The organism is Dyadobacter sp. HNCC25DJ187 (assembly GCF_056895255.1).
Window position 1 is genome coordinate 1,873,026 of sequence record NZ_JBXHAT010000002.1, and the last position, 18,166, is coordinate 1,891,191.

Below are 18,166 nucleotides of genomic sequence, written 5' to 3' on the forward strand. Positions count from 1 at the left end.
CGGGGACTGCGCTTATAAAAGTAATGTCAGTTATCTGTGACTTTATGATAAATCGTATTAATTTCTCTGTTGCATCATTGCTGATTCCTGACGTTGCTCCAGGTCGCTTAGACGTTGATCTATTTCAGGAAGTTTTTTAACCAAAGCCATTGATCGCAAATGATCATTCAGTTCTCTGGCTGGTGATCCTGAAAATGAAAGTCCTTCTTTTTTAATCGTTTTGGAAAGACCTGACTGAGCTCCTACTTTCGTTTTATTAGCAATCGAAATGTGGCCTACAATACCGACCTGACCAGCAATCACACAATTATCTCCGATATGTGTTGATCCGGACACTCCGGCTTGTGCCGCAATGACCGTGTTTTTACCGACCTCAACATTATGTGCGATCTGAACCAGATTATCTACTTTCGCCCCACTCCTGATGATCGTAGATCCCATCGTAGCACAATCGATAGACGTATTTGCACCTATACTTACGTTATCCTCAAGTATAACATTGCCCAGCTGTGGAATTGTCTTATATGTACCATCACTTTGTGGTGCAAAACCGAACCCATCACTACCAATAACCGTATTTGCAAAAACGGTACAGTTTTTACCGATGACCGTATTATCGTAAATCCTTACGCCAGGATGAATTGTGCTATCATCCCCAACAATGACATTATCGCCAAGATAGGTATTCGGGTAAATTTTCACACGGTTACCTACAACACATTTCTTTCCAATATATGAGAAGGCGCCCAAATAGACATGATCCCCCAAAGTGCTTCCTTCACCCTGAAAACTGGGTTGCTCCACACCTTTCTTAATACTTGCCAGACGTTTGTGATATTCCTCCAGAAGGATTGTAAATGCCGTATAGGCATTCTCAACATAGATCAGAGTTGCAGAAAGTTCCTTTTTAGGAACAAAATTCTTATTAACAATTACTGCAGACGACTGTGTGGTATAGATATAAGGTTCATATTTATCATTGGCAAGAAACGATATACAACCTGGCTGCCCTTCTTCAATTTTCGCAGCAGAACTAATTGTAACTTTTTCATCTCCAACAATAATTCCATCAAGCATTTGTGCAATCTCGCTGACAGTAAATTTCATATTTCTCGGCTAATTTCTGGTATTGTAGTTGGACGCATTAAAGCAACTTTGTGAAATTGAGTCATTTTACATCAGAAAAGAATTCACATCCTGACTAACCACGCAAAGATACATTTTTACCCCAACATACATAATACTTACGTACAATCTTGGTCAACGCGTCTATAGTAGGTATATCTGATGCAGCAGCAATATCCAGCAACTTGCCATTCTTCATTTTCACCTGTATAGGATCCTGATCCTTCTCATAGGCATAATTGGTAGTTTCTCCGATTATAAGAAAATACGGTAGCTGATCTTCAGATATCCCCATTTCTCTCAGCTGTTCGCGCAACGGATTCATAATTGAGTCGTCAGGTGGGGTATCCAGAAAGAAAATTTTAAACAACTTTCGCTCCAAAAGCATACTACTCAATGTTGAAAGAATAGGATCAGCGTGTATTGTCCAGCCCTTTACAGATGCCCAGATGTCGTTATCATCCAGCCCGTTGAATGCCATGAGTAAATTCGGCTCCGTCTCAAAGTCACGTAGTGAAAACCGATTTTGCAAAAATCTTTGAAAATCAGGTGTTGCAAAAAGTGTCTCTCCCTGCGCAGAAAGCTCGCGTGCGCGGTTCAAAACCTGTGTGAGCATCGCCTGTGCGCTTAACAGCGTCTTGTGAAGATAAACCTGCCAATACATCAGTCTACGTGCATGGAGGAAGTTTTCAATACTCAAAAGTCCTTTCTCTTCCACGACTAACTGATCCCCGCTCAGATCCAGCATTTTGATAAGCCTGTCAGCTCCGATGGAACCCTCAACTACACCCGTGTAAAAACTATCTCTTTTGAGATAATCCATGCGATCCATATCGAGCTGACTGGATATCATCTGGTGAAAAAATTTGCGATGATACGTACCCTCGAACATTTGAATAGCGATGTCTAATCTGCCCTGCATCTGATGATTTAATTCCTTCATCATCACAAGTGTGATCGACTCATGTGCGACGTCCGGCATAAGCACACTTTCCAAAACATGCGAAAACGGCCCATGACCCAGATCATGCAACAAAATTGCCGCCTGCACAGCCTCTACTTCCTGCTCCTCTATAAAATGCCCCTTATCCTGTAAAACTTTTAAAGCCTGACTCATCAGGTGCATAGATCCCAGTGCATGATGGAATCTTGTATGCAAAGCACCGGGATATACCACATCCGCAAGTCCAAGCTGCTTGATACGCCTTAGTCTTTGAAAAAAGGGATGTTCAACCAGATCAAAGAGCAGATCCGAAGATATGTTAATGAATCCGTAAACGGGATCGTTGATGATTTTACGTTTATTCAAAGCTCTTTTTTTGACAAAAATAGTAAACTTGCGACAGAGAAGTAAGTTATTCTTTTCATATGATTTGGAGATTCAATCAGTTTTATTAATTTTGCACTCCAAACTAGCGGCTATTTGATAGCTGATAGCGGGCCTATAGCTCATTCGGTTAGAGCAACTGACTCATAATCAGTAGGTGCCTGGTTCGATTCCAGGTGGGCCCACTTGAAAACCAAGGACTTAGCGAAATTCGCTAAGTCCTTTTCATTTATGTGCAATACAATGTGCAATACAAATTTGTTTATTAGCGCAATTCCGGTTGAGTATAATGATGAATTTTTATTCCACGAACAGTTTTTTTGATTCGGTAATAACTTCACTTTGATGATTTGTAGGTAGGCTTATCTAGGCTATACCCTGCCAATATCTATTAATTACCCATTGATATTTTGTCTTCGGCAATACGTAGAGCCTGCCATTTGATCGATGCTGAGATTTTTGCAAACACTATCAGCACATAAATTTTTAAATTATTTATTTGTTCATTTTTTTTAGTGTTCGCTGAACGCGAACAAGCAAATAAAACGAACAAATGATTATTGCAGAAAATGATTTTCAGAAGGGCACTGAGAAACATATCCGAGGTTTCCTATAACAGCAACCACGACCGCTCGGATTGGGTAGCAGGTGTGAATCTGTACACTGACCAGTTCCGTGAATATCCTTCCAATAATTTTGTCAAGAGGGATTACACACAAAATACCCTCGGTGCCTTTGTACAAATACCTGGGAAACTACTCCCTGGCTGAAGATAGAAACAGGCCTGCGTGGAGATTATGGATTTGTATTTCTTCCACGAGTTTCGGGCCTATTCAAAATAACGCCTGAGTTGAGCTCACGGCTTGGCGGTGGCCTGGGTTATATAACACCTACGATTTTCACGAAAGAAACCGAACGGAGGCAGTTTCGCGCTGTGTTGCCCATTGGAGCTGACAATAATAAGCTGGAAAATCTTACGGTGCCATTTGATATCAACTATGCCACGCATTTCCGTGAGGTGAGTTTCAGTCTGAATCATTTGTTTTTCTACAGACGGATCAACAACCCGCTGCTATTGCAAACTTCCAGGGTTTTAGACATCTTCAGATTGATCAATTCTGATGGTTTTGCAGATACAAAAGGGACCGAAGCATACCTGAAACTTGGCTATGGCGACTTCAAGCTTTTTGTCGGATATACATTTACCGACGCCCAGCTCGATGAAGGCGGCTCCAAACGTGTAAATCCATTGACAGCCAAACACCGGCTCAACAATGTGCTGATGTACGAAGTAGAAGATAAATGGAAAATCGGACTGGAAGCTTACTACTACAGCAAGCAGACACTCAGTGACGGCACCCTAGGAAAATCCTATTGGATCACCGGTTTTATGGCCGAGCGGCTTTGGGAGAAGTTTTTGTTATTCATCAATTGTGAAAACTTTACCGCCACCCGTCATACACGTTTTGGCTCGATTTACAACGGCACGGTTACCAACCCGGTATTCAAGGACATATTATGCGCCGCTCGATGGTTTTGTAATCAATGGCGGTATAAAGTTAAATTTGTAAATGTGAAAAATTAGCATCTCATTTCGTCATTTTGCAAATGACGAAATGAGATTTGTCCAAAATCACCAATTTTGCACAGATAAACGTTGATTAAAATGTATTAAGTTAGGAGTGAATAAAATTGCAACTGATTTGAAAATTTCAAAAAATGACGCTTTGTAAATATTTCCGCCATAGAGGTATTAAAATAAATGGAAACTAAGCCATTATTTGTCTGAATGAACTGGATCACCCGCGAACGTCCCAAAATTGACCGGATTGCTTGCCCCTGGCTTATCAAAAGGTTTATTGATCCGGATGCGCAAATATATTACGTCCCATTTGACCAGATCAGGGTAAAAGCCCGTGAGTTGGATGCTACACCTTTTGATATTCCGGATACGGAATTTACGCATTACGAAGACCGATGCACTTTTGATTTCTTCCTTGAAAGGTATGAACTGGAAGATCCTGTATTAAAAGATATGGCAGTAATTATCAGAGGTGCGGACACTGATGATCATTCGTTGGCAAGCCAGTCATCAGGCCTTTGGGCAATTTCGGCCGGACTTGCTTTCAATATCACCGATGACCAGGAACTGCTTGAAAAAGGCATGCTGATTTATGATTCCCTTTACAGCTGGGCCAAACATCTTCAAAAACAAAAGCATACCCAAAGCCCAACTGAAAAACTGCTGCTGACTGTCTTCAATACCTATCTGGACAAACAAAAATCAGAAAAGCTTAAAACGCCGAAATGGGCTAATGAGCTCAAAGAGATTATCCAGGACCAAATTGATACAAATCTCAGTTTAAGCCTGAAAGAAATTGCAGAAGGTTTGCAGATCCATCCTTCCTATGTATCCCGGGAATTTTCCAAATATTTTAGCAACCTATCATTTGGTGAATACATCCGTAAGCTTAGGATCGAAAAAGCAATTGACTTGCTGGCAAACCCGGATCATACATTATCAGAGGTCGCTTATCTTACAGGATTTTCCGACCAGAGTCATTTCAACCGGATTTTTAAAGCACATACCGGACAAAATCCTTCTGTTTACAGAAAAAATTTGCTCAAAAAGTAATCCCTGTACAAATCGTCATTTTCATTCTATCAATTGGCTATTGTCTATGCTAGTATTGCAATCTAATCCGCAAACAGTATGGACAGTAAAAATATTGACATTCAGGATCAACAGATTTCTTATAGCTTAGTCGCTTTGACTAAGTACTTTTTAAAACTAGGCACTTTTGGCTTTGGTGGACCAGTGGCGCTGATCGGCTATATGCACCGCGATTTGGTAGAAGACAAAAAGTGGATTTCCGAAGATGAGTACCGCGAAGGTCTCGCTTTGGCGCAGCTTGCTCCTGGCCCTCTGGCTGCTCAGCTGGGGATTTATCTTGGTTATGTGCATTATGGAATCTGGGGGGCTACGTTTACCGGGCTGGCTTTTGTACTTCCCTCTTTTGTCATGGTCGTTCTGCTCGGGATGGCTTATAAACTGTATGGCGGTCTGGCGTGGATGCAATCGGTTTTTTATGGGGTCGGTTCTGCGGTAATCGGTATTATTTCATTGAGCTGTTATAAGCTGACTATCAAATCAGTCAGTAAGCTTGAAATAGAAGCAGTCAAAAGCAGATGGATCCTGTGGCTCTTCTTTTTAATCATGGCCGTAGTTACTGCTGTCACCCAGAAGGAAGAAGTATTGCTGTTTATGATCCTGGGCTTTATATATATGGTTGTGAAAGCGCCTCCCATATGGCTACAACGGAGAGACACATCACTGTCTGTTGTTCTTTTAGCAAGTACTGGTTTCTGGCAACATGAACCGGGTGAGCTTGCCAAACTTGGTTTGTTTTTTACTGAGGCAGGAGCATTCGTATTCGGAAGCGGGCTGGCAATTATCCCCTTTTTGCAGGCCGGAGTTGTTGGTGAAATGGGATGGCTTAACGAGCAGCAGTTTCTGGATTCGGTTGCCGTGGCTATGATCACACCAGGTCCGGTAGTTATTACTGTTGGATTTATTGGTTTTCTGGTTTCAGGATTTGCCGGGGCAGTGATTGCGGCACTGGGTGTTTTCCTTCCATGCTTTGTTTTTACCGTTCTACCTGCTCCTTACTTTAAGAAAATATCAAAAAACACCAGTATCAAGGCGTTTGTGGACGGTATTACAGCTGCTGTTGTCGGGGCACTTGTCGGATCGGTGATGGTGATTGCAACCCGCTCAATCGTTGATATAACATCGGCTATCATAGCAATTCTCACTGTATGCGTGTTGATCTACATTAAAAAATTACAGGAACCATACGTTATACTGATCGCGGCAATCCTTGGCTTTTGTATCAAAACATATCTATAAACTGCATTTCAAAGCTCCATGAAAAAACTATTTATACTGCTGTTCACATTCTTTTCATTACCATCATTTGGCCAGAAACAGATCAATAAACAAAGCAGCGTATGGCTGGGTTATTTTAATCAAGCCAGGCTTACCGATAAATGGGGAATCTGGCTGGATCTGCACGCCAGAAGGACTGATTTTCTCGACCGTTGGTCAACCCAGATCTTCCGGCCCGGGATAACCTATTATTTCAACAACCATGTAAGATTGACGGCCGGTTACGCGTATGCGCGTAGTTTTCCTGCTGCGGGACTTCATATCGTCCGGCCAGAAAACCGGTTGTGGCAACAAGTACTATGGACAAGCCGTCAAAAGCGGCTGCAAACCCAGCAATGGATCCGCATGGAGGAACGTTTCAACCATAAAATTGCCAATGACGCTTTGCAAGATGGTTATAATTTCAATTTCCGGTTTCGATATTTGTTAAACCTGATGGTGCCGCTGAACCGTGATTTTATTGAGCCGAATACCTTGTTCTTTGCATTCAATGACGAGATCCATATCAATGCAGGCAAGCAGATCACTTACAATCTCTTTGACCAGAACCGATTCTTTGTAGGCTTAGGTTACCAATTTACAAAAGGCCTGAATATGCAGGTCGGCTATATGAACCAGTTTCAGCAACTACCTTCAGGAGACCATTTCAACAGCAATAATGTGTTAAGGATATTTGTGTTCCACAATCTGGATCTGCGCGCTAACAAGTAAGATGACTTCGTTTACCGATAGCAACGTAGCGGTGCTATATCAAAAATTATTAATGTCCCAATTCCAAAGTGATTTCAACTATCTGGTTCTTGCCATCAGTTCAATGAGCGGGAACAAGGGCACAGACCGGTAGTTATGCCCTAAGCCGGAAGATTTACGGTTCGCATATTGGAAAGTTGCATGTAAACATTTTGTCACAAATCTTGTCAATATTTGTGACGAAATATAAATCACTGTGGCTACCTTAGGAACTGAGAAACAGATAGAAAGAATAGTTAAATCTAAACATCGTGGCATGGTTATATTCCCCGAAGATTTCTGCTCGTATGGTTCATCTGATGGAAAATTCGGATGACTTGACCAATAGATTCCGTGGCAGATTGACCACCAACCCATTCTTTTATTTAATGAGTTACAAAACGATCAGTCAGCCATTTATACTGGTCAATTTAATCCGAAATGACATGACCTTACTTCCCGAATCAAGGTGGTCAACGGCTCGGTATTCTTCACAATATGACTTTTCTGTGTTGCGAAAGGTTGTATCAGGCATTCAGTTAATTGCCGTCCCCCGAAGCAGCAACGGAGCTCTGCATAAATTTTACCTCAATTATTGCGATAGGTTCCTTAACGTATCACCTCCAAAATTCATAGCCTGCCGTTCTTAATTAAAACTCGCCCTGAATTCCAGGGGTGAAAGGTTTGTCTTTGATTTAAATAACTTACTAAAAGACTGCGGATGCTCAAAACCGAGCTGGTAAGCGATTTCCCCTATTGTCAGATCACTGAATGTCAACACTTCCTTTGCTTTTTCGATGAGCTTATTGTGAATGTGCTGCTGCGTATTCTGGCCGGTCAGTGCGCGGAGCATGTCGCCCAGGTAGCGGGGCGAAACATGTAGTTCTTCCGAAAGGTACTGGACACTCGGCAGTCCTTTCAGCAAGGCGGTTTCGTCGTTGAAATAATTGTTCAGCAACTGGTCCAGCTTTTCCAGCAATGCATTATTGATCGACTTGCGGGTGATAAACTGGCGTTTGTAAAAGCGCTGGCTGTAATTCAGCAGCAACTCCAGCTGTGAAATCAGCACATCCTGGCTCAACTCGTCAATCGCTGTTTCGAGCTCGTCGCCGATGTTCCCCGCAATGCCCTCAATGACTGACTTTTCTTTTTCGGACAAATGCAGCGATTCGGTCACCGAGTAAGAAAAAAAGCCATATTGCTTTATTTTGGTATCCAGGGGATAGTTTCTCAGAAAATCAGGATGAATAAGCAATGTAAATCCAAGCGTCGTTTCAGACACCTGAATGCCCGTCAACGGCTGGCCCGGTGCAGAGAAAAACAGCCCACCTACCTGAAAATCGTAGGTTGTTTGCCCATACCGCATCCGGCAGCCCGCCGATTCATTGTAGGTGATGTTGTAAAAATCCATAGCAAACGTGTCGGCCAGCATTTCGGCCGTGATCCGCACCTTATTAAAATCGAGCAGGCTGATCAGCGGATGTAAAGGTTGCGGCAGGCCGAATGCGCGCTGCATTTCTGCAATGGAGCGGTACACGTGCGGTTTGAGATGTTCCCTTTTCATAATCATATAATTATCTGCCGGCCCAAATCGTTCCCGCCTGCGCCAGCAGACTGTTTGATTTTAAACAGCGGCTAACAATTGTTTGATCGTTTGACGAAAAGCCTCGTCGCCCTTGGCCAGGCGCAGCGCATACCATTCTTTGGCATCCTCGCCGCAGACGTATCTTAACGTGTCGGTACCATCGGTAGCCGCGCCGTACACCACTTCGGCAATTTGCTGAGAAGTCGTCGCGGCTTTGTCAGGTGCCAGCATAGCCGTGAATTTGTTTATCAATGCTTCATAAGCCGGGTGCGAGGCAAACACCGACTTCGCACCGATTTCCGTGGCCACCAATCCGGGCTCAATGGTTTTAATGCCAATTCCAAACTCATTCAGCTCATAGGACAAGCTTTCCGCCCAGCCTTCCAGCGCAAATTTACTGGCATCGTACATCGAGCTAACCGGGAAAGCCATCAGCCCTGCCGAGGAGCCGGTGGTGATAAAAAGCCCTGCTTTTCGCTCGCGGAAATAGGGAATGAAAGCCTGCGTCACCCGCACGACACCGAAAAAATTGGTTTCCATTTGCTGTACCGTTTGCTCGTCGGTCATCGCTTCCAATGCGCCGAACAATCCATATCCCGCATTGTTAAATACCACATCAATATCACCCAAAGCCAGCGCCTGCTGTGTGGTGTCGCGGATCTGCGAAAGGTTGGTCACGTCCAGGGGCAGCACGGTTACATTATCCAGCGCATTAAGTTCTGTTTCATTTTCAGGCTTGCGCATGGTCGCGATCACCTTCCAGCCTTTGGCCGCAAACAATTTGGCCGTAGCCCTTCCGATACCTGTTGAAGCACCGGTAATAAAAATCGTCTTTGTCATTTGTCTTACTTATTATTTTCTGGAGACAAATTTATGCTGCGCGCGGCCGGCTCTTGTAGCGAATATGGAGATTGTTGTAGCCAAAATGGCCTGGCTATCCAGGGAGAGTGATAAAGTTACGCAGGTCGATATAGCTAATCAGGGCAATGCGGACAGGATGATGGTGTCAAAGGTCTTACGGACACTCGAAGAAAAAGAATTCATCACCCGCCATGATCACCCGACAGACACCAGGGCAAAGCTGATTAAGCTGACTACGAAAGGAGAAGTAGTACTTCAAAAAGCCATTATCTGTGTCGAAAACGCCGACCTGGAATTTTTCAACGAATTAGGAGCAGATTTGACTTCTTTTAATTCCACTATGCTGGCACTCATCAAACAAAATACAAAAGACGTCTAATCGGTCACTATCGGGACAAGCGAAGTACATATCAAGTTATCGATCCAATGGCAATGAAGCATAAATCCGTCAAATTTTTAATGCTATTAGGGTTATCAACCTACATTCCTAAGACTGTTCTTTCGCAACTGCCGCTTGTTCCAGGAATGGACCAGCATGCTCATAATGAAAAAAGGCTTTTTACAGCCTTTTTTCATTTGTTTTTTGTCCTAAATAATTTTCATCCGAAAAATGCCTTATCCAAGTCTTGATGAAATGCTTCTGCACCCAATTCTAAACGCTTGTTGTAATCACCATTTGCAACAGTGCCAACCAAGTAACGCAGTTGGTTTTTCCCGTCTGTGGCAGCTTCATATATCACTTCTGAAACAGTTTCCGCAGGAGCAAGACTATTGATGACCTCGTCGCTGAAAAATACTTTTTTGAAGCCGTCGAAGAAATCGTCATACGCCGGGTGCTCAGGAATAACCAATGAACGTCCTACGAAATCGGTTTTCGTGGGTCCAGGCTGAACTGTTTTAATTTGAATACCCAAACGGTTTAATTCAAACGCCATACTTTCTGTCCAACCTTCAATAGCCCATTTTGTAGCATGATATAACGAAAAGAAAGGATAAGCGACTAATCCACCAATCGATGAAATTGTAATAAACACACCCCCTTTGTTTTCTCTGAAATGCGGAATAAACTCCTTTGTCACTCGGATAATGCCCAAAAGATTGGTATTTACAACCTGTTCAATTTCTTTGTCTGTCGTCCCTTCCAGCGCGCCAACAGTTCCGTAACCTGCATTATTCAACACAACGTCAATATTTCCCAGTGAAACAGCCTTTTCATATGTTGATTTTATTTGTTCAACATTAGTAACGTCTAACGGAAGCAACGTAATCTTTTCGTATTCCTCTAAATCTGTTACTGTTTGTGGGTTTCGCATTGTTGCAATTACTTTCCAACCTTTGTTTGCAAAATAAATTGCTGTTGATTTTCCTATACCCGATGAAGCACCTGTAATAAAAATTGTTTTTGCCATTGTACTATATATTTTGTTGTTGCAAACTTAGGATGAGAACAACCTTATGTTTTAACAAAAAACAATCACATTATTACAAAAATCAATCAATACGAAACTGCCTTGGTGTTATACCGGTATATTTTTTAAAGAAATTATTGAAATGTGTATTTTCTTTAAATCCTAATGCAAACGCAATTTCAGAAACGTCTTTTTTCGTATGTTTCAAAAGGATTTTTGCTTCAACTAAAATTCGTTCCTGGATAATGACAGACGTTGGTTTATGCAAAACTTCCTGTAATGCTTTGTTTAAATGATTGACGTGAATGGATAATTTTTCTGCAAAATCTGATGCGGAACGTAAAGGAAACGCACCAATATCTTCAACAGGAAACTGACGCTCTAATAATTCTAAAAATTGTGTGGTAATTTTTTGAGAAGCGTTATTATAAAATTGAGAAATAGGTTTAATAGGTTGCAGTTTTTCTGCATTATACAGAAGCTCAAAAACCATAATTCGCATTTTGTCGTATTTGTGCGGGTGCTCAGATGTCCACTCCGTTAACATTTCGGCAAATAATTCCTTTACCCACCTGGCCTGAGTGTCTGTCAATTCAATTATTGGTAAACTCTCGGGTTGAAAAACAGAATAGTCTTTCGGATTGCCGAAATGATGAAAAAAACGCTCTGTAAACACACACGAAACTCCATTTTGCTCATTTCCGATTTGCTCCCAATTATAGGGCACTTGGGGATTTGCAAAAAGCAATGCCTGTTTTTTGATTTCAATAGTTTTATCCGAAAAATGCACTTTATTTACCCCCTGTATCAAGCTTATTTTAAAATAACCTCTGCGACTGTAAGGAATAGGTTTTATACTGCACCCTAACAAATCATTAAAACCAAACACATTAAAATGCCCGATTTCATTTTGCAAAATTTTTGGAATAGCCTTGAAACGTTCTGTATAAAAATCTTCTAATGTTTCTATATTATTCATTTTTCAAAGATACAAAATTCAAATAATTGAATCATGGAAAGGATAAATAAAAAAGGAAGGAACAATCTACACTTGCACCTTCCTTTTTTTCCTATTAGAAATCACTACTGTCAGATTGTGAGGTTGTTTAAAACAGTTGGTAGCGGTTCACGGCTTAACGTTCGGACAGGATTTTACCACTAAACCCAAATTCGAACCACTTCGCCCTCCCTAAATCCAATATCTTGTTACCAGTGGGGCTTTTGTCTGCCGATTGAATGGATGTAAAAGTTTCATAGATACATTTTGTAATAGTGATCAAGGAGATAGCTTGCAAGGCACCTTGGGAAAATTGGCACCTCCCTTAGCTAAGAGCTAAATTACTGCAAAGACAATCTGGCATGCAGTATTTACGATAACCAAATCACATTTAATTTTGATACTTAAGGGAACGATAAAAGTGAACAACCAGTTGTAGATACATTAATGAATGCGCATGTATTCAAATGATGTAGATTATGGATACGAAATCACTTACTAGGATGGCAAAGTCGCTCAGCGACCCACATCGTCTGCTGCTGCTGAAAGAAATTGCAAAGGGAACAAACAGAGGTTGCGCAGATCTGTATGAATTTGTTCCGATAAGCCAACCATCGATGTCGCAGCACCTGAAATCTCTTACGGAATCCGGCTTGATCGAATCCTATAAAGAAGGACGTAATATGCGCCTGGCCATTAACGACGAAAAGTTGCAGGAGTTGACAAGCTTTCTACAATCCTTGAAATCAAATTAACAGACTCCCGCCCCGCTGATATTAACGGACAGCGGGATTTATTTTGACCATATGCATAATCATTTGCTTATATATTTATATGGTTATATACGATCAGGACCTCTAGGCATGAAAGAAGGAATGTAGGCATACATAAAATTTTCAAACATTAATAAAGTAGCAATCAACTCGTCACAGTGAGAAGCGGAAGTAAATGTGGCATTCTTTCCAATCATTGCAAACAAATTGATTGTCACATGACAAACCGTATCGAAAAGCTACAAACAAACATACATGACAGGTAAGTGACACAGATTATGGATAAAAATAACATAGCGTATTCTATTTTAGAACTTGCCATTGTCTCGCAAGGGGATACGATAAAACAGACCTTGAATAATTCTTTGGCTCTAGCCAAACAGGCAGAAGCAACCGGCTACAAACGCATCTGGTTTGCCGAGCATCATAACTCTGATAGTGTAGCCAGCAGCGCTACATCCGTATTAATAGGTTACGTGGCAGAAAACACGGATACTATCCGGGTAGGTTCGGGTGGCATCATGCTTCCCAATCACTCGCCTCTTCTTATAGCGGAACAGTTTGGAACCCTTGCTCATTTATATCCAGGCCGCATTGATTTAGGTCTGGGAAGAGCGCCAGGTACGGACCAGGCAACTGCTCAGGCCATCCGGTCGGACTTTATGAAAGCCGCCCATTCGTTTTCCGGAGAAGTGACCAAAATTCAGAATTACTTTTTGCCGGAAAATAAGAATGCCAGTGTAAGGGCAACCATTGCAGAAGGCACGGGTGTACCGCTGTATATCCTGGGATCGAGTACAGACAGTGCATATCTTGCAGCAGAAAAAGGTCTCCCCTATGCTTTTGCCAGCCATTTTGCATCAACCCATTTACTAAACGCGCTAAGGATCTACAAGCAGGAATTTAAATCCTCTGAGTTTTTGTATGAGCCCTATACTATTGCCGGAATAAATGTCTTTGTTGCAGATACGGACCAAGAGGCCCAGGCACTATTTACGTCGTTAATCAGAATGTTCTGGGGCGTATTGACCGGAGCCAAAGACTTACTGCACCCACCGACAGCAATGAGCGGGGAGTTAATGGAAATGTTCCACCATCCTACACTGAATCAAATGCTTAAGTATTCCTTCGTGGGAAGCAAACAAACCGTAAAGAACAAGATAAGGGCATTTCTAGAAGAAACTGGTGTGGATGAGTTAATAACAGTATCAACCATGTATGAGATAAACGACCGGATAAAATCTGCCCGGTTATTTGCCGAAATCATGAAGGAAATAAATACAGAAAGTAAGTAATGAAAATCAAAAAACAGTTAAAGCTTGCGGCGAATATTGATGGTCCCGGTTGGAATTTTGTGGGTTGGCAACATCCCGATATACCGGCCGATGCCAGCGAAAATATTGATTTTTATATCCAGCAGGCTAAGCTCGCAGAGTCAGCAAAATTTGATACACTATTTCTGGTAGACGTAAGCCATGTAGGCCCCGGAAATATTCCGCATTACCTGAGTATGTTCGAAGGTGTTTCTGTTATGTCTGCCCTTGCTATGCATACCAAAAATATAGGGCTTTCGGCTACCGTTTCCACTTCCTATGCAGATCCCTATAATGTTGCCCGGCAAATCCTTTCGCTGGATAAAATCAGCAAAGGCCGTGCATCCTTGAATGCAATTACTTCAAACCCGGGCGGCATGGTCAATTTCAGCCGCGGGCATCTGGGTAAGGCAGACCAATATCCCATGAATAAAGAATTCATGGAAATCGTACTCGGACTTTGGGACACCTATGAAGATGATGCTTTTATCCGCGATAAAGAAAGCGGCGTTTTTTTAAATCCCCGCAAAATGCATAAGGTGAATTACCGGGGGAAATATTTTTCGGTGGAAGGACCACTAAACCTGAGCCGTTCTGTTCAGGGGCGGCCGGTGCTCTACACAGCCGGGATGTCGCAAAAGTTCATTGATCACGCCACAAGCTACACGGACGGTGTGTTTACCCATGGCAATACTGTTGAAGAAGCAGCGGCAATTGCCAGTGAACTAAGGCGTCAATTAGTCCAGAAAGGAAGAAGACCGCAGGATTTTATTGTAGCGATCTCGCAAAACCCAATCGTTGGCAGTACCGAACAGGAAGCCCGGGAAAAGTATAGGGAACTCTTACAATTCATTCCCTACAACAGCCTGCCCCGCCCATTATTTTTCGGTTCAGCCGACAAAGTTGCCGACCAGGTGCAGGAGTGGTATGAAACAGGGGCTATGGATATGCTGATCCTGCGTCAGGACCATCCCCATGGATTGCAGGATTTTATTGAACTGGTTGTACCTATTCTGCAGCAGCGCGGAATATTTCGCACGGAGTACGAGTCTGACACACTTAGGGGCAATTTGGAATTACCCAGGCCGGCATTCAGAAAAATCTAGGGTCCCCATGCAGAATCAGCAGGTAAGTAGAACCAAAAGGCTGACTGCAAAGACTAAACTATTCACTTTACACCAACCAGGTAGCGTGCAAACTGCTAAAAAGATAAGAGCCGAAGAGATGCCGACAATCAGTGAGCTGCTACATTACTTATAATTTTATGGAAAAACCAGCATTTGACATCCCGAATCTTGAAAATAGTACCCACCTTACTTTTTCGCAGGTACTTCGTTTCAGAAAATCCTGTCGTGGTTTCTTGGAAACACCAGTGCCTGATCAGATGATTACTTCCGTATTGGAAGATGCAAAATTGGCACCATCCAACTGCAATACCCAGCCCTGGGAAACGCATATCATTTCGGGAAACAAACTCAAAGAACTGTCAGAAGCGCTCCTAAGAGAGAACAATGCAGAAAGGTTTTCGCCCGATTTCAGCTTTGATCTGGGTGATTATCATGGCCGTTATCAGCAGCGTCACTTCAACCTGGGTAAGGCCATGTATGAAGGATTTGGCGTTGAACGGGATGACAAAGAAGGCCGCAGAGAAGTTTCAGATCTGAATTACAAGTTCTTCAATGCCCCACATCTTGCTATTCCCTTTATGCCCTCATTTGGCGACAATGTGCGGGTGGGCGGCGATATAGGCATGTATGGTCAGACATTTCTTTTATCTCTTACAGCGCACGGACTTGCCGGTATCCCGCAGACATCGCTGGGCTTTTTCGCAGGAGTCATCAGGGAAATACTGAATGTGCCAGGCGAGCTTAAAATGCTATTTGGAATATCCTTCGGTTATGCCGACCCGGATGCGCCAGGTAACTCGTTCAAATTAGGACGGGATCCCATTACCAGCAGTGTCACTTATCATCAATAATATATAGTATAAAGTCAAAGAGGGCAGCAATAGAAAAATGCTCATCGATTTAGATTCGGGCACCGCAGCAATATGGAATTGACCCAGGGGTTTGAAATAAAAATTATCAGAAACAAAAATAAGAAAACATGAAAATAGGAATCGTAGGAACAGGTGCCATAGGCAGTCTTTTAGCAGAGAAGTTTTCTCAGACAGGCCACCAGGTAAAAGTAACCAACACCAGGGCAATGCCTGAACTGGAAAAAATAGCTGCCGGTCTGGGAGTGGCAGCAGCCACTATACAGGATGTGGTCAAAGACGTGGATGCCATCATTTTCTCAATGCCCTTCAATGCTTACAAAGACCTGCCAAAGGACTTATTGCAAGAGGTTCCTGATGATGTGGTAGTAATGGATACTTCAAACTACTACCCGTTCAGGGATGGCGAGATTGCCGAATTAGAACAAATATCTGAAAGCGAATATATTTCCAAAATCCTAAACCGCCCGCTTGTTAAGGTGTTCAATAATATGCTGGAAGGCACCTTAAAATACAAAGGCAAACCGGCAGGCGCGGAAGGAAGGGTGGCAATTTCAATAGCGGGTGATAACCAGAAACATAAAAAGATAGTTACTCAACTGGTTGATATTACAGGTTTTGATACCGTTGATGGCGGAAGTCTGGCCGAATCATGGAGACAGCAGCCCGGCACGCCCGCGTATTGTACTGAATTAGGTGAAGCCGAATTAAAACAGGCACTTGCTGACGCTGAAAAAGGAAAAGCCCCTGCTATCCGCGACTTCATCATGGACAACCTGAGGAAAATGGATTCCTGGCCTTCATACGAAGAAATTCTAGCTGGTAACCGTTTACATGAGATGGGAAAAAAGTAGCCAATTCACCAAACTAGATGACATTAGTGCTCACAGGCAGCAATGGCTGTCCTGTGAGCAAAAGTATATTTACGCTTTTTGACTAGCCGAGCTTATTAGCACATCTTTGTGCTCCATTAAATACTCCCGGACTGTTTTTGCGGGTCTACCGAGGATATAGGGAATATCATTTTGAACCATCGAGATGTAAGACATTCTTCCATCCAGCATTTGGCTGACAAATTCGATGTTTGCACTTGCATACCAACTGTCCGCACCATTAGCTATCCATGCTCCAATCAGTTGCTTAAATTCTTCAAGGCCTTTTTCTTCGCATTTGATTTCAAGTCCGGTTACCTCACTGATAAGCTGGGCAATTTCCTTTCCGTTATGGCTCTCTACACTCAACCAATAATCTTTACCGGCGTGCCGCTGGGGGCCGTCCATAAGAACCTTTGCGGCAACCGCAGCTATATCACTTGAAGCAATATAACCTACCCTTCGATCTTCCCAGTAAGTAGTGTAGGTGAAGTTTTTTGGCAGGTAAGCACCTGTAATGGCCTCCATAAACATATTCGGATGAAGGTGTGTCCAGGCAATACCGCTGGCTTCAATATACTTTTCGATCATCTGGTGCCAGGCAAAATGCGCATCGGTGGTGTCCCACTCAGCAAAAACACCCACATGCACGATATGGCTAACGCCTGCCTTCTTTGCAGCATCCACCAATGTTTTACTCTGTGTGAGCATGGCAACCGTGTATCCGGTTAGCAGAAAGACCCGGTCAACACCGGCAAGGGCAAGCGCGAATGTCTTCGGGTCATCAAGATCCAGGTATTTGCAGTTTTTTCCTTCACGGGTAAGCTGCTCTACTTCCTGCTGTTTGCGTGAGGTGATCCGCAGGTTAACAGCTTTGCCTTCAAGATCTTTTACAACCTGACTACCGATCGTTCCGCTAGCGCCCAAAACAAGGACCGTCGGATATTGATTATTTTCCATTTGAATTTGAATTAAAAGTAGTATAAATTTAATTTCGGCTTGTAGTGCCATGAGTGTATTTTAAGGCATCCCGTCTGTAAAGCGGATAGCAATGCCAAGAAGCAGGCAAAAGCTTAAAAGGATCCTATCTTTAATAGTATATGGCCAGCAGGTAGCTTTTAAGGCCAAGGCAATGGCGACGCCAGAGGAAATGTATAGACATAGGAGAAAAATAAAAAATTAATAGATAATTATAAGTTGATGTATTAGGACAAAAAAATTTGTGATGAT

The 18,166-nt window shown here is 42.7% G+C and carries 18 protein-coding genes and 1 tRNA gene; 12 read left to right on the forward strand and 7 right to left on the reverse strand.

Going from position 1 to position 18,166, the window contains the following annotated elements:
* Window positions 1-57 precede the first annotated feature (57 nt).
* Window positions 58-1,107 carry a UDP-3-O-(3-hydroxymyristoyl)glucosamine N-acyltransferase gene (gene lpxD, locus AC1XUE_RS18675; protein WP_483357505.1) on the reverse strand — a complete coding sequence of 350 codons (1,050 nt, stop codon included), beginning with the start codon at window positions 1,105-1,107 and terminating at the stop codon, window positions 58-60.
* Window positions 1,108-1,201: 94 nt separating this feature from the next.
* Window positions 1,202-2,434 (reverse strand): HD domain-containing protein, encoded by a 1,233-nt coding sequence (locus AC1XUE_RS18680; RefSeq protein WP_483357506.1) that lies wholly within the window; start codon window positions 2,432-2,434, stop codon window positions 1,202-1,204.
* Window positions 2,435-2,563: 129 nt separating this feature from the next.
* On the opposite strand from AC1XUE_RS18680, the gene AC1XUE_RS18685 reads away from it, so the two are divergent.
* The 6 genes from AC1XUE_RS18685 (at window position 2,564) to AC1XUE_RS18710 (ending at window position 7,112) form a co-directional block, all read left to right on the forward strand.
* Window positions 2,564-2,637: transfer RNA gene (locus AC1XUE_RS18685), tRNA-Ile, on the forward strand.
* A 384-nt stretch (window positions 2,638-3,021) separates the two neighbouring features.
* Window positions 3,022-3,222 carry a hypothetical protein gene (locus AC1XUE_RS18690; RefSeq protein ID WP_483357507.1) on the forward strand — a complete coding sequence of 67 codons (201 nt, stop codon included), beginning with the start codon at window positions 3,022-3,024 and terminating at the stop codon, window positions 3,220-3,222.
* A gap of 80 nt (window positions 3,223-3,302) precedes the next feature.
* Window positions 3,303-4,037 (forward strand): hypothetical protein, encoded by a 735-nt coding sequence (locus AC1XUE_RS18695; RefSeq protein WP_483357508.1) that lies wholly within the window; start codon window positions 3,303-3,305, stop codon window positions 4,035-4,037.
* Window positions 4,038-4,241: 204 nt separating this feature from the next.
* Entirely contained in the window at window positions 4,242-5,087 is an 846-nt protein-coding gene (locus tag AC1XUE_RS18700) for a chromate resistance protein ChrB domain-containing protein (RefSeq protein ID WP_483357509.1), read from the forward strand.
* A 78-nt stretch (window positions 5,088-5,165) separates the two neighbouring features.
* Window positions 5,166-6,362, forward strand: a complete 1,197-nt coding sequence (locus tag AC1XUE_RS18705) for a chromate transporter (RefSeq protein ID WP_483357510.1) — start codon at window positions 5,166-5,168, stop codon at window positions 6,360-6,362.
* Between the two features lie 18 nt (window positions 6,363-6,380).
* Entirely contained in the window at window positions 6,381-7,112 is a 732-nt protein-coding gene (locus AC1XUE_RS18710) for a DUF2490 domain-containing protein (protein WP_483357511.1), read from the forward strand.
* 664 nt (window positions 7,113-7,776) lie between these two features.
* Here the strand turns inward: AC1XUE_RS18710 and AC1XUE_RS18715 are convergent.
* Window positions 7,777-8,694, reverse strand: coding sequence for a helix-turn-helix domain-containing protein (locus AC1XUE_RS18715; RefSeq protein WP_483357512.1), 918 nt, complete (start codon window positions 8,692-8,694; stop codon window positions 7,777-7,779).
* A 60-nt stretch (window positions 8,695-8,754) separates the two neighbouring features.
* The gene (locus AC1XUE_RS18720) at window positions 8,755-9,555 is read right to left on the reverse strand and encodes an SDR family oxidoreductase (protein ID WP_483357513.1); all 801 of its coding nucleotides are present in this window, start codon (window positions 9,553-9,555) and stop codon (window positions 8,755-8,757) included.
* Between the two features lie 64 nt (window positions 9,556-9,619).
* On the opposite strand from AC1XUE_RS18720, the gene AC1XUE_RS18725 reads away from it, so the two are divergent.
* Complete coding sequence (locus tag AC1XUE_RS18725; RefSeq protein ID WP_483357514.1) at window positions 9,620-9,955, forward strand: MarR family winged helix-turn-helix transcriptional regulator; 336 nt, start codon at window positions 9,620-9,622, stop codon at window positions 9,953-9,955.
* A 220-nt stretch (window positions 9,956-10,175) separates the two neighbouring features.
* On the opposite strand, the gene AC1XUE_RS18730 is transcribed toward AC1XUE_RS18725, so the two are convergent.
* Window positions 10,176-10,985, reverse strand: coding sequence for an SDR family oxidoreductase (locus AC1XUE_RS18730; RefSeq protein WP_115828983.1), 810 nt, complete (start codon window positions 10,983-10,985; stop codon window positions 10,176-10,178).
* 82 nt (window positions 10,986-11,067) lie between these two features.
* Entirely contained in the window at window positions 11,068-11,964 is an 897-nt protein-coding gene (locus AC1XUE_RS18735; protein ID WP_483357515.1) for a helix-turn-helix domain-containing protein, read from the reverse strand.
* A gap of 497 nt (window positions 11,965-12,461) precedes the next feature.
* On the opposite strand from AC1XUE_RS18735, the gene AC1XUE_RS18740 reads away from it, so the two are divergent.
* From AC1XUE_RS18740 to AC1XUE_RS18760, 5 genes are all read left to right on the forward strand, one after another.
* Entirely contained in the window at window positions 12,462-12,737 is a 276-nt protein-coding gene (locus tag AC1XUE_RS18740) for an ArsR/SmtB family transcription factor (RefSeq protein ID WP_483357516.1), read from the forward strand.
* Between the two features lie 296 nt (window positions 12,738-13,033).
* On the forward strand, window positions 13,034-14,050 hold the full coding sequence (locus AC1XUE_RS18745) for an LLM class flavin-dependent oxidoreductase (protein WP_483357517.1): 1,017 nt from the start codon (window positions 13,034-13,036) through the stop codon (window positions 14,048-14,050).
* Window positions 14,050-15,174 carry an NtaA/DmoA family FMN-dependent monooxygenase gene (locus tag AC1XUE_RS18750; RefSeq protein ID WP_483357518.1) on the forward strand — a complete coding sequence of 375 codons (1,125 nt, stop codon included), beginning with the start codon at window positions 14,050-14,052 and terminating at the stop codon, window positions 15,172-15,174. Before AC1XUE_RS18745 ends, AC1XUE_RS18750 begins: the two co-directional genes overlap by 1 nt.
* 158 nt (window positions 15,175-15,332) lie before the next feature.
* Window positions 15,333-16,046: a nitroreductase gene (locus tag AC1XUE_RS18755; RefSeq protein ID WP_483357519.1), complete on the forward strand. Its 714-nt coding sequence runs from the start codon at window positions 15,333-15,335 to the stop codon at window positions 16,044-16,046.
* A gap of 128 nt (window positions 16,047-16,174) precedes the next feature.
* On the forward strand, window positions 16,175-16,918 hold the full coding sequence (locus AC1XUE_RS18760) for an NADPH-dependent F420 reductase (RefSeq protein ID WP_483357520.1): 744 nt from the start codon (window positions 16,175-16,177) through the stop codon (window positions 16,916-16,918).
* Window positions 16,919-16,987: 69 nt separating this feature from the next.
* Here the strand turns inward: AC1XUE_RS18760 and AC1XUE_RS18765 are convergent, their stop codons facing one another.
* On the reverse strand, window positions 16,988-17,896 hold the full coding sequence (locus AC1XUE_RS18765) for an NmrA family NAD(P)-binding protein (protein ID WP_483357521.1): 909 nt from the start codon (window positions 17,894-17,896) through the stop codon (window positions 16,988-16,990).
* Window positions 17,897-18,166: the final 270 nt, after the last annotated feature.

Bases quoted from the DNA above. Each gene is read 5' to 3' on its own strand.
- AC1XUE_RS18760 (WP_483357520.1), top strand. From the start codon at position 16,175: ATGAAAATAGGAATCGTAGGAACAGGTGCCATAGGCAGTCTTTTAGCA.
- AC1XUE_RS18735 (WP_483357515.1), bottom strand. From the start codon at position 11,964: ATGAATAATATAGAAACATTAGAAGATTTTTATACAGAACGTTTCAAG.
- AC1XUE_RS18745 (WP_483357517.1), top strand. From the start codon at position 13,034: ATGGATAAAAATAACATAGCGTATTCTATTTTAGAACTTGCCATTGTC.
- AC1XUE_RS18690 (WP_483357507.1), top strand. From the start codon at position 3,022: ATGATTTTCAGAAGGGCACTGAGAAACATATCCGAGGTTTCCTATAAC.
- AC1XUE_RS18730 (WP_115828983.1), bottom strand. From the start codon at position 10,985: ATGGCAAAAACAATTTTTATTACAGGTGCTTCATCGGGTATAGGAAAA.
- lpxD (WP_483357505.1), bottom strand. From the start codon at position 1,107: ATGAAATTTACTGTCAGCGAGATTGCACAAATGCTTGATGGAATTATT.
- AC1XUE_RS18705 (WP_483357510.1), top strand. From the start codon at position 5,166: ATGGACAGTAAAAATATTGACATTCAGGATCAACAGATTTCTTATAGC.
- AC1XUE_RS18750 (WP_483357518.1), top strand. From the start codon at position 14,050: ATGAAAATCAAAAAACAGTTAAAGCTTGCGGCGAATATTGATGGTCCC.
- AC1XUE_RS18710 (WP_483357511.1), top strand. From the start codon at position 6,381: ATGAAAAAACTATTTATACTGCTGTTCACATTCTTTTCATTACCATCA.
- AC1XUE_RS18765 (WP_483357521.1), bottom strand. From the start codon at position 17,896: ATGGAAAATAATCAATATCCGACGGTCCTTGTTTTGGGCGCTAGCGGA.
- AC1XUE_RS18720 (WP_483357513.1), bottom strand. From the start codon at position 9,555: ATGACAAAGACGATTTTTATTACCGGTGCTTCAACAGGTATCGGAAGG.
- AC1XUE_RS18755 (WP_483357519.1), top strand. From the start codon at position 15,333: ATGGAAAAACCAGCATTTGACATCCCGAATCTTGAAAATAGTACCCAC.
- AC1XUE_RS18715 (WP_483357512.1), bottom strand. From the start codon at position 8,694: ATGAAAAGGGAACATCTCAAACCGCACGTGTACCGCTCCATTGCAGAA.
- AC1XUE_RS18740 (WP_483357516.1), top strand. From the start codon at position 12,462: ATGGATACGAAATCACTTACTAGGATGGCAAAGTCGCTCAGCGACCCA.
- AC1XUE_RS18725 (WP_483357514.1), top strand. From the start codon at position 9,620: ATGGAGATTGTTGTAGCCAAAATGGCCTGGCTATCCAGGGAGAGTGAT.
- AC1XUE_RS18700 (WP_483357509.1), top strand. From the start codon at position 4,242: ATGAACTGGATCACCCGCGAACGTCCCAAAATTGACCGGATTGCTTGC.